Origin of the sequence: Pseudomonas sp. S09G 359, assembly GCF_002843605.1 — a bacterium.
Taxonomy (GTDB): domain Bacteria; phylum Pseudomonadota; class Gammaproteobacteria; order Pseudomonadales; family Pseudomonadaceae; genus Aquipseudomonas.
Map to the genome: position 1 here is coordinate 2,161,615 of NZ_CP025263.1, position 14,429 is coordinate 2,176,043.

The 14,429-nt window shown below is 62.9% G+C and carries 10 protein-coding genes and 1 pseudogene; 1 reads left to right on the forward strand and 10 read right to left on the reverse strand.

What is annotated here, in order from left to right; all coding sequences use genetic code 11:
- Positions 1–5 precede the first annotated feature (5 nt).
- From CXQ82_RS09935 to CXQ82_RS09980, 10 genes are all read right to left on the reverse strand, one after another.
- Positions 6–1,334, reverse strand: a complete 1,329-nt coding sequence (locus CXQ82_RS09935; RefSeq protein WP_101268357.1) for a beta-galactosidase — start codon at positions 1,332–1,334, stop codon at positions 6–8.
- On the reverse strand, positions 1,324–2,514 hold the full coding sequence (locus CXQ82_RS09940; protein ID WP_101268359.1) for a glycosyltransferase: 1,191 nt from the start codon (positions 2,512–2,514) through the stop codon (positions 1,324–1,326). Before CXQ82_RS09940 ends, CXQ82_RS09935 begins: the two co-directional genes overlap by 11 nt.
- On the reverse strand, positions 2,514–4,505 hold the full coding sequence (locus CXQ82_RS09945) for an exopolysaccharide transport family protein (protein ID WP_101268361.1): 1,992 nt from the start codon (positions 4,503–4,505) through the stop codon (positions 2,514–2,516). The genes CXQ82_RS09940 and CXQ82_RS09945 overlap by 1 nt, the downstream gene beginning before the upstream one ends.
- A gap of 14 nt (positions 4,506–4,519) precedes the next feature.
- Positions 4,520–5,296 (reverse strand): polysaccharide biosynthesis/export family protein, encoded by a 777-nt coding sequence (locus CXQ82_RS09950; RefSeq protein ID WP_101268363.1) that lies wholly within the window; start codon positions 5,294–5,296, stop codon positions 4,520–4,522.
- A 29-nt stretch (positions 5,297–5,325) separates the two neighbouring features.
- Positions 5,326–6,237, reverse strand: a complete 912-nt coding sequence (locus CXQ82_RS09955; RefSeq protein ID WP_101268365.1) for a glycosyltransferase family 2 protein — start codon at positions 6,235–6,237, stop codon at positions 5,326–5,328.
- 1 nt (position 6,238) lies between these two features.
- The gene (locus CXQ82_RS09960) at positions 6,239–7,702 is read right to left on the reverse strand and encodes a mannose-1-phosphate guanylyltransferase/mannose-6-phosphate isomerase (RefSeq protein ID WP_101268367.1); all 1,464 of its coding nucleotides are present in this window, start codon (positions 7,700–7,702) and stop codon (positions 6,239–6,241) included.
- Entirely contained in the window at positions 7,702–9,141 is a 1,440-nt protein-coding gene (locus CXQ82_RS09965) for an undecaprenyl-phosphate glucose phosphotransferase (protein WP_101268369.1), read from the reverse strand. The genes CXQ82_RS09960 and CXQ82_RS09965 overlap by 1 nt, the downstream gene beginning before the upstream one ends.
- A gap of 442 nt (positions 9,142–9,583) precedes the next feature.
- Entirely contained in the window at positions 9,584–12,067 is a 2,484-nt protein-coding gene (locus tag CXQ82_RS09970) for a TonB-dependent siderophore receptor (protein WP_101268371.1), read from the reverse strand.
- A gap of 107 nt (positions 12,068–12,174) precedes the next feature.
- On the reverse strand, positions 12,175–13,125 hold the full coding sequence (locus CXQ82_RS09975) for a FecR domain-containing protein (protein WP_101268373.1): 951 nt from the start codon (positions 13,123–13,125) through the stop codon (positions 12,175–12,177).
- Positions 13,112–13,627, reverse strand: coding sequence for a sigma-70 family RNA polymerase sigma factor (locus CXQ82_RS09980; protein WP_101268375.1), 516 nt, complete (start codon positions 13,625–13,627; stop codon positions 13,112–13,114). Before CXQ82_RS09980 ends, CXQ82_RS09975 begins: the two co-directional genes overlap by 14 nt.
- A gap of 158 nt (positions 13,628–13,785) precedes the next feature.
- Between CXQ82_RS09980 and CXQ82_RS09985 the strand changes: the two are divergent.
- Positions 13,786–14,414: pseudogene (locus CXQ82_RS09985) on the forward strand (LysE family translocator).
- Positions 14,415–14,429: the final 15 nt, after the last annotated feature.

Here is a 14,429-nt window from a genome sequence, read left to right on the forward strand (position 1 = left end):
AGGCCTCAGTCCCATAACAGAATTTGCAGGTTCGGCTTGACCGTGACGGTCAGGCCGTTGGTGCCGCTCACCGGGGTTTGCGTGCCGCGCAGCGGGTCGTAAAGCGTCGCATTGGCCAGGCCCGGCAAGTGTGCGTTGCCGCCTTCGGCCGACCAGAAGAACCACAGCTTGTGCCCGTCGGCGCGGGTCCAGCCGATGCTGAACAGGCCGTCGGGCAACTGGTCGGCTACGGGTGGGTCGCCGGGGGTGAGCTGCGGGCCGCTGACGTCGAGGAAGTTTTTCAGCGCGGTATAGGCCGGCTTGGGGTTCGCGTCGATATCCAGCAGGCCATAAAACTGGTCACGCACGCTGGCGCGCTGGTCCAGGTCGCTCAGGGTGAACAGGAAGATCCGGTCGAAATCCATCGCGCTCATCAGCGCCACGCGGCGCACGATGTAATCGGCCTGGCCTTTTTGGGTGATGATGTCCTGGGCGTCTTTGGGGCCGGGGTAGGTCGACCAGCCCCACTCGGTGCTCCACAGGGTCTGCACGCCGGCGTTGCGCAGGGCCAGGTTGAGCGCGTTGGTCTTGGCGATAAAGTCCAGGTTGGCCGGGTCGTTACCTTCGGGCAATTGTGTGTAGGGATGGTAGGAAATGACCGTATTCAGGCTGGCTACACCGAGTGCGCCAAGGGCATCGAACATGGTCTGGCCGTTGGGCATTTCGCTGAAGAACGCCATGCCGGCGGCCACCACCGGTTTGCTCGGGGCCACGCCGCGCAAGGCGCTGGCACTGGCGGTGAGCAGCGCGGCAAACCCGGCCGGGTCGGCCACGGGGCGCCAGAAGCCCAGCAGGTTCGGTTCATTCCACACCTGCCAGGCGTTGACGCTGGGGTAACGCTGGGCCAGCAGCGCCATGCGGGTGGCGAACACGTTCGGGTCCTTGGGCGGGTACTGATCCTGATAGGGCGCACCGACCGGCGCGGTGGTGGCGAACGGCGCCGAGCCCACCAGGTAAAACACCGATTTGAGCTGATTGTCTTGCAGCTTGCCGACCAGTTGATCCAGCGTGGCAACCTGGTACTGGTTTTCCACCGGCTCCAGTTGATCCCAGTGCAGATCCAGGCGCACCCACTCCAGGCCCAAGGCTTTGAGGCGGTCGATCTGCATCTGGTAACGCTCGGGGCTGAACCACAGGAACTGTGCGTTCACCCCCAGGAAATCTCTCCACACCACCACCTTGCTGCCCTTGAGCACGTGGTTCTCGGCGTCGGCCTGGCGTCCCCAGATAAAGGCGGTAAGGCCAAGCAGTGCCACCACCGCGAGGGTGGCCAGGTAGGTGCGTTTACGCGCCATGGCGGGCTCCGGCGATAGCTTCGGCAAACAGGTCGGCGAACTTCTGCGCGGTCAGCGGCCACAAGCGTTCGCGGCCGATTTCGCCGGCGCGCTCGGCCCAGTCCCGGGCCAGCAATGGGTTGCGCGCCAGGCGCAGCAGTTGTTCGCTGAGTGCGGCCACATCGCCTTCGGGATAGATGGCGCCGTTGCCGCTGGCGACTTCCTCGGCAAATGCGCGCGCATCCGACGTGATCGCCCCGCGCCCGCACGCAGCGGCCCAGGACAACGCGCCACTGGTGCCACGCTGGCGCCCGAGCAGGCCGAGTTTTTTTGATTCGCGATAGGGCAGCACCATTACATGGTGGGCCTGGATGGTCTGGGCGATTTCGTTGGCCGGCAGGTTCAAGCGCCAGTCGATGGAGGCGGTCAGGCCGAGTTCGGCGATCTGGCTGTTCAACTGCTCCAGGTAGTTGCCGCCGGCGCCGAAGGCCATCTCTGCGGCGGTGCCGCCGGCCAGTGTCAGGCGCACGCGGTCGCGCAACTCAGGCGCTTGTTTGAACACATCGGCCAGGGCCTGTACCAGGTCTTCGATGCCTTTGCCGCGGTAGATAAACCCGAAGTACAGCAGGTGCAGGGTCTCCAACGGCGGCAACGGTGCCGGTGCAATCGCCAGGTTGGCATGGTTGATCACCGCCACCTTGCCGGCCGGCAACTGCATGCGCTGGCTCAGGCACTCGGCACCCAGGCGAGTGAGGGTGATCAGGCGCGTCAAACCAGCCGCCAACTGGCGCTCTTCACGCAAGGTCAGCGGGTCGGCCAGCACCACGGCCGCCTGGGGCAAAGGGCTGGGCAAACGCTCCAGCAGGTTCAGCGGAAACGGCAGCTGCTCGCGCCGCCACACAATGCGCTCCGGGTCATGCACGGTGGCGGTCAGCGGCAGGTGCGAGTAGGCCTTGCGCAGCTCGCGCAGGGCCAGGAACTCGCCCAGGCGCCCGCCGCCCAGCTCAGCGTGCACCAGGTCCACGGTATGCCAGTTGAAGGCGGCGACTGCCTGTTTGATCGCCGCGCTGTTGCCCGCCACCTCGGCCAACGGTGTCAGCACCGTTACACCCAGCTGTTCCAGCGCCGTGCGGAAATGGTTCGCGTAGTCGGCGATCCCGTTTTTTTCCGGTGGCAAAGGTGCAAGCAGGGCGATACGCATCAGAACGCCCCCCGGTATTTGCCGATGGTCTGCAGCACTTTGCCGGGCACTTCGAACTTGCGACGGTTGATGATGATGCCGTCCACCTTGCCGAACGCGGTATTGAGGATCGACAGCGCATGTTCCACCACCGGCACCGTGCTTTTGCGTGCTTCCACCACCAGCCCGATCAGGTCCGCGCGGCGCAGGGTGATAAACGCCTCGCGGTTGTCGAGCAAGGCCGAGGCGTCCAGCAGCACCACTTCGCCCGGTGCCGCGGCTTCGAGCCCACCGACCCGGACGTTGATGCCGTTCTCACGCAGCAACTGGCGCAGTTGTTCCACCACAAAGGTCACGCCTTCGCCATGCCGTGCCGAGGTCAACCCCAGGGTCAGGCCTTGCTCGGCGATGCGTGCGGGCTGCAGCAGGCTGTACAGCCGGTAGATGCTCGCGTTGAAGGCGTTGGTGCTTTGCGCGGTGGTAGTGTCCAGCTCCGGCAGCGTGGTCCATAGCGGCAGGCCGAACTTGCGTTCCACCAGGCCGCCGTCGTGGATACGCTGGTCGAGCAGGTAGCACAGGTAGATCACCAGCAGGCCGATGACGATCGCAAACGGGATCGCCAGTACCAGCATCACCAGGGTTTTCGGGAAGATGCGGCCGGGGTTCAGGGTGGCTTCTTCGATCACAGCGATGTTGCTGATCTGGCTGTTGTCCAGCTCACGGTCGATGCGTGATTTTTCCAGGTTGTCGACATACAGCGCGTAGTTGCGCTCGGTGGTGCTCAGCTCGCGGGAGAGGCGCGCCAGTTCCGGTTCAATCTCCAGGGCTTCCTTGCGCTGACCCTCCAGGTTCACCAGCTGCTTCTGCTGTTGTACCAACTGGGTGCGCAGCGCCAGGTTATTGCTGGTCTCATCCAGCAGCACCCGCTGCAAGTGGATTTCCAGGGTGTTCGGCGCGCGGTTTTCCGAGGCCTGCACGGTGTTGGCCTCGCTGGCGACCATGCCCTGCATCGCGCGGATCGACGCATCCAGGGCTTTGACCGGCGGCGCGTTGTCGGTGTAGGTGCGCATCATGTCGGCTTTTTCCAGCAGCTTCTGGTTGAGCAGGCGACGCAAATCCTGCTGCTGCGGGTTCAGCGCAATTTGGCGAACGGTGGTGACTTCCTTGGGCTGGCCCTTGAGCTGGTTGCGGGTGCTCTGGATGGCACTGTCGGACGAGGCGATCAGGCGCGTGGTGTTGAACACTTCGCCACGCAGCACGTTGATGCGCTCGGACAAGTCTTCCAGGCGGTCGGTGATGCTCGCCGCGCCGATCTGGTTGAGGTGCGTGAGGATCTGTTCCTTGTAGCTCTTGATCTCGGTGGCACTGTTCGACACCTGGCCTTCATAGAAGGCGTACAGGCTCTTGCGCCCCAGGGCCTGGGTGCGTTCGTTGATATAGGTTTCCACCCAATCCTTGACCACCGCCTGGGCGATTTCCGGGTCGCTCCAGGTAAAGCTGATGTCCATCACCGTGGAGCCGGCGGCGTGGCTCACTTCAAAACTCTTTTCCAAGCCGGCAGCCAGGCGTTCCACCGGGGTGGTTTTTTCCACCACGCCGACGGTTTCCAGGACCACGCGCAGGCCGTCGAACACCGCACCGATGCCTTGCTTGACGTAATGCTTGGTTTTTTTGATAAAGCCTTCCGGCGGCGGCGCGTTGTCGATCACTTCCAGGTAGTGCTCGGCCACCGCACGGACGATCGGGCGCCCGGTCAGCAGGCGCTCCTCATCGACAATCGGGTCGCGCTGGGTGCTGGGCATCACCAGCGCCTGGCGGTTGCTGATCTCGATCGGCAGGGTCGAATCGCGCCCCGGTTTTACCAGCAGGCGTGCGGTGGATTCGTACTTGGCCGGCAGCAGGAACGCCCCCAGCAAAATGATCACCAGGGCGGCAATCGCCGCCAGTCTGAACTCATGCCGGAAGATGAAGAACAGGCGTAGCAGATCACGAAAAGAACGGATCTCGATCATGGGATGTCGCTCCTTTAGTTATTGCCGCCGCTGGTTCGGGTGTAGTTGTAGCCCACCCCAATGGACTTGGTGAACGGGATCAGTTGGTTCATGTAGGTATCCACCCCTTGGATGCGTTCGCCCACGTTGGATTTGGGCACGAACACCACATCGCCGCGTTGCAGGCGCACGGGTTTGCGCCCGTTGGGGCCGGTCTTGAGCAACTGGCTGAAATCCAGGAAGTAGGCGCGATAGGCGCCCTGGGCGTCTTCGCGCAGCAGCGCGACCATGCTCGCGTTGCCCGCCGGGCTCACCCCGCCGGCGCCGAGAATCGCTTGCTCGAGGGTGTTGGCCGTGGCGATCTGCACCGCCGTCGGGTTGTTCACCGCGCCGCCGACGATCACCGAATTGCCCGGCGCCTGGTTGATGTTCACCGTCACGCGCGGTTCGCGGTACGTCTGCGCGAGCTTGCCGGTCAGCTCCGTCGCCAGGTCCGAGGGCTGGCGCCCGGCCACCTGGATAGGCCCGATGAACGGGTAGTTGATCTTGCCGTCGTTCTGCACCGTGTACAGCGTCAGCTCGTAGATGGTGCTGACGTTGAACGCCGACAGGGTCGGCATCTCACCGGCATCACGCACGATGCGCAGCTGGTCGCCGATGCGGATGCGTTCCACCGCCGGCGGCAACTGGGCGAGCTGCTCGAGGGCGCGCTTGCCGTCTTCGACGGTCTGGCTGTCCGGCGGGACGATGCGCGCCGGTGTGTTGCAGGCGGCCAGGGCCAGCATGGCCAGGGCGAGCAGGGTTTTTTTCATCAAGGGGGACTTCCTGTGGGTCATGCTGCTCACCTCCAATAACCGGGAAACATGCTGATGCGCCGCTTGAGGGACAGCGGCAAACGACGCTCAAGATGGCCCAGCCGGTAGCCGAGCAATTTGAATGCACTGCGCACCAGCACTTCGGGGGCGCGGTGCAAGGCTCCGGCCTTGCGCAGGGCGGCGAGTTCGGCGAGCACATAGCGCTTGCCTTCGCCGCCGGCATCGCCAAACGCCTGCCTGATCCACGGTTCGCGGCCGTAGAACACGCCGATGTCGAAGTAGCGGTGAAACTCATCCATGAGTTTGTAATCGTGGGAGTGATACACCCGCGCCGTGGCGGCGTAGCGCACCTTGTAGCCTTCCAGCAGCATGCGGGCGGCGACGTAGGCGTCTTCGCTGCCGATCACGTCGGCGGGGAAACCGCCTACGGCCTGCAACACGCTGCGCCGGTACACCGAAAACGAGTCGGAGCTGAAGCAGGTCTTGATCCCCAGCGTGGACGCGTCGGCCAGGCTTTTGCTGCGGCTTTGCTCCGGGTAGTTGAAGTGCCGCGATTGCGCGCCAAGCACGCCGGCGTCGGGGTGCGGCAGTTGGCGGCCATAGGCCACGCCGTTGAGCGAGTCCTGTTGCAATTCATCCAGCAGGTTGGCGAAGGTCTCGGGGGTGGCGGGGATGGCGTCCTGGGTCATCACGAACAGCGCCTCGCCGCCCACCTGTTCGCTGGCCCAGCGCCGGGTGCCGCCGTGGTTGAAGTCGCGGGCGTCGATCACCTCGACCCGCGCGCCGAACTCGCGAAAGCGCGCCACGGTGTCGTCGCTGGAGGCGCTGTCCACCACCAGCATTTCGTCCGGTTGCAGGGTTTGCATCTTCAGCGCCGGCAGCAGTCGCGCCAGGTGGCTGGAGGCGTTACGGGTCGGGATGATCAGGGACGTGCGCATATCATTTGTTCACATCGAGGGCGGGTGCGCGCCCGTAGATGTCGTCGAAGCGCACGATATCGTCTTCGCCCAGGTACTCGCCGCTCTGCACCTCGATCATCACCAGGTCGATGATGCCGGGGTTGGTCAGGCGGTGTTTGTGCCCGGCCGGGATGTAGGTGGATTCGTTGGCGTTGATCAGGAATTCGCGATCGCCATTGGTGATCTGCGCCGCGCCGCTGACCACTACCCAATGCTCGCTGCGGTGGTGGTGCATCTGCAACGACAGCGATGCCTGGGGCTTGACCACGATGCGCTTGATCTTGAAGCGGCTGCTTTCCTCGAGCACGGTGTAGGTGCCCCACGGCCGTGTGACGGTGCGGTGCAGGCTGTACGCCGGATGGTTCTGGCGCTTGAGCTCGGCGACGATGTAGCGCACATCCTGGCTGCGGTTGGCGTCGGCGATCAGCAGGGCGTCGGGGGTGTCGACAATGATCAGGTCGTGCACGCCCACAGCGCCCAACACGCGCTTGGGCGAGTCGATGTAGCAGTTGTGCACGTCATGCAAAATCGCTTCGCCATTGACCTGGTTGCCATGGGCGTCGCTGGGGGTGAGTTGGCGCAGGGCTTCCCAGGAACCAATGTCGCTCCAGCCGATGTCGCAGGGCACCACGGCGACCTGGCTGGACTTCTCCATCAACGCCACGTCGATGGAAATGTCCGGCGCACTGCCAAATGCCTCCGCGTCCAGTTCACGCTGGCGCGACGTTTTGTTTTGCAGGCTCTGGCTGTGCTCAAGTGCGGCGCAGGCAGCTTCCAGCACATCCGGGGCGTGGGTGGCCAGTTCGTCCACCAGCGTGCTGGCCTTGAAGCAGAACATGCCGGCGTTCCACAGGTGCTTGCCGCCGTCCAGGTAGTCTTGGGCAGTGGCCAGGTCGGGCTTTTCGACAAAGCGTTTGACCCGGTTGCCATGGCTCAGTTTTTCGCCTTGTTCGATATAGCCAAAGCCGGTTTCCGGGTGATCAGGCTGGATGCCGAAGGTCACCAGATAGCCGGCCTCGGCCAGGTCGCGGGCCTGGGTCACGGCTGCGGCGAACGCCACTTCGTTGAGGATCAGGTGGTCGGCGGGCATCACCAGCAACGGCGCGTCGTCGCCGAAATGCTCCTGCACATGCAGCGCCGCCACGGCAATCGCCGCTGCGGTGTTGCGGCCGAACGGCTCGAGCAACAGGTCCAGGGGCAGGTGGGCCTTGTTGACCCCTCGGTAGTCATCCAGGGTGCGGAACAGCAGGTCGCGGTTGGTCACCGTCAACACGCTTTCCACGCCGGGCAACTTGGCGGCGCGCTGGAAGGTTTTTTGCAGCAGGCTCTGGCCGTCGCGCATGCGCATGAAGGGCTTGGGCATGTTCTGCCGCGACACCGGCCACAACCGCGTACCCGAACCACCGGAAATGATGCAGGGAATTAATCCGTTGAGTGTGTTCATCAATAGACTTCCTTGGTGGAAAGGACGGCCGGGACCGTCATGAAGACGATGTACAAGTCAAACCACACCGACCATTTGGAGATGTACTCGAGGTCGTACTCGACACGTTTCTGGATCTTGAACAGGGTGTCGGTTTCACCCCGGTAGCCGTTGATCTGCGCCCAGCCGGTGATGCCCGGCTTCACCCGGTGGCGTGAGCTGTATTCGCTCACCGCGACTTCGAAGGGAACGCCTGCCGCTTTGGTCGCCGTGGCATGCGGGCGCGGGCCGACCATGGACATGTTGCCCAGCAGCACGTTGAACAGCTGCGGCAGCTCGTCGATGCTGGTCTTGCGGATAATGCGGCCCACGCCAGTGATGCGCGGGTCCTGGCGGGTGGTCTGGCGTTCGGCGGTGAAGTCACTCTGGTCGGTGTACATCGAGCGGAACTTGAACACGCGGATCTCATTGTCGTTGTAGCCGTAGCGGTTCTGGCGAAACAGCACCGGGCCCTTGGAGTCGAGCTTGATCGCAATCGCGGTGGCCACCATCACCGGCGACAGACACACCAGCGCCACGCTGGCCAGCAGCAAATCCTCCAGGCGCTTGATCACCGGCGACCAACCGCGCAGGGGCAATTGCGAGGTGTTGAACATCAGGATGCCGCCGACGTCGGTGATTTTGCTGTGGCCGTAGCGCAGGGCGGCCATGTCGGGCACCAGCATCACGTTCACCGACATCTGCCGCAGGCGGTTGACCAACCCGTGGATGCGCTGCTCGGCGGCCCAGGGCAGGCAGATCATTACCTGGTTGACCTGCTCGCCGCGGATCAGTTTTTCCAGGTCGCGGGTGTTGCCCAGCAAGGGCAGGTTGCTCAGTTCCTTGGGGATGCGCTCGGTGCGGTCGTCGATGAAGCCGATCAGTCCGGAGCGGATATCGCCGTTGCGTTGCAGGTGGTCGGCGACGTGCACGGCAGTGTCGGTGAACCCGAGGATCACCGTGCGCTGCAGGTATTTGCCGGCGCGCATCAGCTTGCGGTACAGGCGCAGCATTATCAGGCGTTCAAGGCAGAACAAACCCAGGCTGGCGAAGTACCAGGCGACCAGGTTGCGTGGGCTCAATTGCGGGAAAAACTGCAGGATCTGGTACATGAACAGCAGGATGCAGAACGCCGCCGACCAGGCCTTGATCTTGGTTTTCAGGCGCAGGCGGTTGCTGAACAGTTCCTCGGAATAGATCCCCAGGGCCTGGAACAGAATGATGGTCAGGACCGCAAAAAATACCAGCAGTCCCAAGAAGTGGGCGCGCAGCTCGGATTCCAGCGGGTCAATGAAAATCACCAGCACCAGAGGCGGCAGGATGGCAGAGAGGCCATGGATAAACTTGACGAAAACAACAAAGAACTCGACAAAACCGGCACGTGTTAAAAACAAGCTGTCGACGGACGACTTCTCTCGCATAAAACATTCCTCATTGCACTCCAGACTCTGCTGTTCGCGTGTTTGTTCAATAAGGCAGTGGCTGCTTTAGAGGACACTTCGAACCAGGGCTACTCTGGGTAATACGCAACTATCAATCCAAATGCATAAACCAAACAAAGCTATCCATTTGAAGGGAATCTGCGGGGTAGTGGCTGAAGGAGTGTTCCTTTTGTGTGTTAGTCAACGAATTGACGATGGTGCGGAGGCGGCATACTAGACAGGTTAATCAGTCTCTTTAGCGGCATTTTATTGACTTTCCTTGTCCGAACACTCGGTGAATGGGTGTGTTTTTGAGTGTAGGAACAAATATCAAATTTTTCCTGCTTAAAGGAAAAACCTTTTTCGAAAGGGGCTGGGAAAGGGGGACAAAGAGGCGGTGGCAGAGCGCACTAAGTGCCCTGCCACACGGGGTTTGGGGGGATCAGAAGTTGCCTTTCAAACTAACTGTGAAATTACGCGGTTCACCATAAAAGTTGCCCCATGCGGCTGTTCCGACGGTGCTGTAGTAGCTTTTATCGAACAAATTGTTGCCGTTGAGCGCCACGCTCCAGGTGTCATCGATGCGGTAGCCCAGGCGTGCATTCCAGGTTGCATAACCGGCCTGTTCCAGCTTGATGGTTTGCACGCGGTAGTTGCTGCTCTGGGCATTGACCCCGGCGCCCACGCTCCATTTCGACAGGGCGCCGTCGAGCTGGTAATCGCCCCACATCCGCAGCATGTGGCGCGGTACGTAGGTGTTGGAGCTGCCGCCTTCAATGGCGCTGTCGATGTTCTTCAACGACTTGGTCTGGGTGTAGGTGTAGCCGCCGGAGACCTGCAGGCGTTCGAGCACTTCGCCGCTGATTTCGGCTTCTACGCCCTGGGCGCGGACCTTGCCGGTGTCGGTGTAGCAATAGCCATCGGCGGAGGTTGCGCAGAAGCTGGTGTAGTCGGTTTCGGCGCCGTTTTCCTCGATGGCACGGAACAGTGCGAGGGAGCTGTTGAGGCGCCCGTCGAACCATTCGCCCTTGATGCCCAGCTCATAGTTGTTGCCGATTTTCGGCTTGAGTGCCGCGCCATCTGCCGTGGCGTATGAGCTTTGCGGCTGGAAGATATCGGCGTAGCTGGCGTACACCGAAAGGTGCTCGTCGAGGTCATAGATCAATGCGGCAAACGGTGTGACCTCGCCGGTTTCCTTGGTGCGCGCGTCTTGCACGGCCCATTCGCCCCAGGCCAGGTTATTCGACTGGCGCCGGTTCTCGTACCAGCTCACGCGGCTGCCGACAATGAACATCAACGGTTCGGCCAGGCGCAGGCGCAAGGTGGCGTAGGTGCCGTATTGGGTGGCGGTTTCCTTGACCGTGCCGCCGCGGTACATGTTCGGCCAGAAGGTGCTGTTGGCCGGTTCCGGGAAGTGGTGGTTGGGTTGGTAGATGCTCTGGCGCGTGGGCAGGTTCTGGATCGCGTAGATGTCGTCCTGGGTGCCACGGCTGCCGTTGGCGCCGAGGATCAACTCGTGCTCAAGGCCAAAGGCCTGGAATTTGCCGTCGACGTAGGCGTCGAGGCCGTAGTCCCGGTGGTCGTAGTCCATCAGTGCAGCGTAGGAATTGGCCGTGGGCGCCGGGTTGCCATAGGCGATGGTGCCTTCGCTGGCGGCGTATTTGGTGTCTTGGCGGTTACTGCTGTGCACCGCCGCCGCCTTGAATTTCCAATCTTCGTTGAACTGGTGGGTAAGGTCGGCGAAGTAGGTGGTGCGTCGGCTTTGCCAGTCGTTCCAGGATTGGCCCAGGCAGGTGGAACGGCTGAGGTTGGCGCTTTTGCCGTCGGCGTAGCGCGGTATGCCGCCCCAGCAGGGGCTGGCGTCGACGTCTTCGTAGCTGGCGCCAACGCCCAGGGTGGTGTCGGGGCTGAGGTCGAAGTCCAGGGCGCCGTAGTACGCCTGGTCCTTGCGCTTTTGAACGTCCATGAACGAGCCGCGATCCTGCTGGCTGATCGCCACGCGGCCGCGCACGGTGCCACTCTCATTCAGCGCGCCGCCGGTGTCGACGTCGGCGCGGTAGTTGTCCCAGGTGCCGGCGGACAGCGACAGGCTGGTGGTGGGCTTGGCCTGGGGCCGCTTGCGCACGAAATTTACCGCACCGCTGGCGGTGCCAGCCCCCTTGAGCATGCCGGCCGCGCCCTTGAGCACCTCGACACGGTCGTAGATCGCCATGTTGGCGCTGAAACTGTCGGCCTGTACGTAGTCCTTGCCCATGTCCAGGGGCACGCCGTCGTACTGGTACTGGCCGAGCATCTTGAAACCACGCGAATAGAAGTACTTGCCGCCCATAGGCGAGGCGTAGCTGGTGATCCCCGGGGTGTGTTCCATCACGTCTTCGATGGTGGTGAGGTTCTGGTCGTCCATCAACTGGCGGGTCATCACGCTGACCGACTGCGGCGTTTCCCGCAGGCTGTGTTCGCCTTTGCCGATGGTGACGGCGCCGGTGGTGTAGGAACCGGTGCCGTCAGTGGTTGCCCCCAGGCGATCACCGGTGACCAGGGTGGCGCCCAGGTTCAGCGTGCCGCTGTCCGCCACTTGCGGTAGCAGCAGCCAGGTGCTGTTGCCCTGGCGCTGGGCCTGCAGGCCCTGGCCGCGCAGCAACTGGCCGAGCGCCTGTTCGCGGTCGAAGCGGCCGTTGAGGCCCTGGCTGGTCTTGCCGGCGACGCTGGTGGCGTCGTACGACAGGCTGACGCCGGCCTGGCGGGCGAACTGGTCCAGTGCAGTGGCCAGGGCGCCGGCGGCGATGTTCCAGTCGCGGGCTTGCGTGTCACTGGCCGGCTCGGCCTGCGCGGCCAATGGCACCACGCCACCGCCCAGGCAGGCGCCGAGCAAGGCGGCCTGCACCGCGCGTTTAAGAGGGGAACGTTGGGAAGGGAACGCTTGCATGACCGCGGGGTGCTCCTGAAAGGAAGTGGACAGAACCGGCCTGTTGATCGGCCTTTCCTTACAGGTCGAGCGGCAATGAGAATTCACCTCATTTATTTTTCGATTAGTTAAACGCGAGGTGAAACGGTCACCCAATAACGGCTGCGGTAGGTCACATCGACCTTGAGCGATTGCGCCACAAGGCCCAGCACCTGATCGGTGTCGTCCAACTGATAGGTGCCCGATACACGCAAGCCGGCCACCGCCGCGCTGCACCGCACCAAGCCATTACGATAACGGCCCAGCTCGGCGAGGAAGTCATCCAGGCGCATGTTGTGGGCGCTGATCACGCCGTCGCTCCAGCCCCAGGGGTCGAGGCCATTGGCGATGGGCGGGCGGACGCCGCTGCGGTCGAACAGCACCTGTTCGCCGGGCTTGATCAGTTGCCGCGCCGTGGCGTCATGGCTGTCGGCAAACAGCGCCACGCTGCCCTGTTGCACCGCGAGAGAGGTGCCCTGGGCTTCTTCGCGCACCAGCAAGCGCGTGCCGAGGGCGCGCAGGTAACCGTCGCGGGTTTGGACCCAGAAGGGGCGGCTGTCAGCGCCCGTGTCCAGCAGTATTTCACCGTGGTGCAGGTGCACCAGGCGCCGTTCCTGGGTGAATGCGGTGTCGATGGCGCTGGCGCTGTTGAGCTGGATTTTGCTGCCGTCGTTCAAGGCCAGCCAGCGCCGTTCGCCGGTGGCGGTGCGGTAGTCGGCGATCAAGCCGGGTAGGGGCGTGTAGTCGCGGCCCAGCCAGGTCAATCCCGCCGCACCCGCTACCAGCCCGAGCAGCTTCAAGCCATCACGGCGGCTGATGCGTTGGCGTGCACCGTGCAGGGCATGGCGCCCGACCTGGGGCGGCAACTGGCTGAAATCGTCATTCATGCTCGCCACCCGCTGCCATACCTGCTGGTGCTCGGCGCTGGTGTGCAACCAGCGATCAAAGGCGGCGGTGCTGGCGTCGTCGGCGATGTTAAAGCGCAGCGTGATCATCCACTGGATGGCCTGGTCGACCAGGCGCGGGTCATAGTTCGGCATAGCGCAACCGATAGCAGGCGTGCAGCGCCTTGGACAAGTCACGCTCCACGGTGGCCTTTGAGACGCCGAGGCGCTTGGCGATCTGCGCGCAGGTCAGGCCGTCCAGTTGTGCCAGCAGGAAGGCTTCGCGTACCCGTGGTTTGAGCTGATCGAGCAGGCGGTCGATGCGTTCCAGGCTGTCGAGGATCAGCAGTCGGGTTTCCTCGGACGGCACCTCGACCTGCGGGAAATGCGCGAGGCTGTCGAGGTAGGCGCGCTCCAGCTCGCGGCGCCGGTATTGGTCGATCATCAGGCTGCGCGCGATGCTGCTCAGGTAGGCCCGCGGTTGCTGCAAGGCCTGCTGCTTGCGCGCATTGAGCAGGCGCACGAAGGTTTCCTGCGCCAGGTCGGCGGCGTGTTCACGGCAGCCGGTACGCCGGCTCAGCCAGCCGCGCAGCCAGGAGGAATGGGTATGGTACAGCTGGCCGATGGCGGCATGATCCAGTGGGTGGTCGCTCGACATGGGCATCCTGGCGCAGCAGTCTTAATTGATAATGTTTCGCATTCTAGACGTTGGCTGTGGGAATGAGCAATTCCGGCGAACAATGTATCCAGCACAATTTTTTGTTGGCCTGGGGCCTGCGGATTAATCTGCGGGTTTGCCCTGCGGAGCGTTTGAGCATGATCGACCTTGCGACCCTGGCGGTGTTTTCAGGTGCGGTGTTACTGCTGTTGTTATCGCCGGGGCCGAATATGGCGTTTGTGATCAGCCATGGCGTGACCCATGGCTGGCGAGGCGGGGTGGCGTCGGCCTTGGGTATCGGCGTGGCGGACCTGCTGCTGACGCTGTTGACTGCCACCGGGGTGACAGCATTGGTGGCCAGTTGGCCGCCGTCTTTTGATTTGATCCGCTATGCGGGGGTGGTCTATCTGTTGTGGCTTGCGTTCAAGACCGTGCAGAAACGCTCTGGCCTGGACACGGCTGACGTCAGCCGAATACCCCTGGGCCGGGTATTTTGGCAAGCCATGTTGAACAGTTTGCTGAACCCCAAGGCGTTGTTGTTTTTTTGGTATTCCTGCCGCAATTTGTGCGGCCTGAGGCCGGGGCCATAGCCACGCAACTGATGGTGCTAGGCGCGGTGCTGACGTTGATTGCAGGGCTGTTCCACATGCTGTTGGGAGTTTTTGGTGGTGCGCTGAGCCGATTCTTTGCGACGCGCTCACAAGGTGCCTTGCTACAAAAATGGGGCCTGGCGACGGTGTTGACCTTGCTGGCCGTGCGCTTGGCGTTGATGTCGCGCCCCACCTGATTGCTTTTTTGTGGC

Excerpts from the sequence above, each read along its gene's own strand:
- CXQ82_RS09970 (WP_101268371.1), bottom strand. The coding sequence starts at position 12,067 with ATGCAAGCGTTCCCTTCCCAACGTTCCCCTCTTAAACGCGCGGTGCAG.
- CXQ82_RS09935 (WP_101268357.1), bottom strand. The coding sequence starts at position 1,334 with ATGGCGCGTAAACGCACCTACCTGGCCACCCTCGCGGTGGTGGCACTG.
- CXQ82_RS09945 (WP_101268361.1), bottom strand. The coding sequence starts at position 4,505 with ATGATCGAGATCCGTTCTTTTCGTGATCTGCTACGCCTGTTCTTCATC.
- CXQ82_RS09950 (WP_101268363.1), bottom strand. The coding sequence starts at position 5,296 with ATGAAAAAAACCCTGCTCGCCCTGGCCATGCTGGCCCTGGCCGCCTGC.
- CXQ82_RS09960 (WP_101268367.1), bottom strand. The coding sequence starts at position 7,702 with ATGAACACACTCAACGGATTAATTCCCTGCATCATTTCCGGTGGTTCG.
- CXQ82_RS09940 (WP_101268359.1), bottom strand. The coding sequence starts at position 2,514 with ATGCGTATCGCCCTGCTTGCACCTTTGCCACCGGAAAAAAACGGGATC.
- CXQ82_RS09965 (WP_101268369.1), bottom strand. The coding sequence starts at position 9,141 with ATGCGAGAGAAGTCGTCCGTCGACAGCTTGTTTTTAACACGTGCCGGT.
- CXQ82_RS09975 (WP_101268373.1), bottom strand. The coding sequence starts at position 13,125 with ATGCCGAACTATGACCCGCGCCTGGTCGACCAGGCCATCCAGTGGATG.
- CXQ82_RS09980 (WP_101268375.1), bottom strand. The coding sequence starts at position 13,627 with ATGTCGAGCGACCACCCACTGGATCATGCCGCCATCGGCCAGCTGTAC.
- CXQ82_RS09955 (WP_101268365.1), bottom strand. The coding sequence starts at position 6,237 with ATGCGCACGTCCCTGATCATCCCGACCCGTAACGCCTCCAGCCACCTG.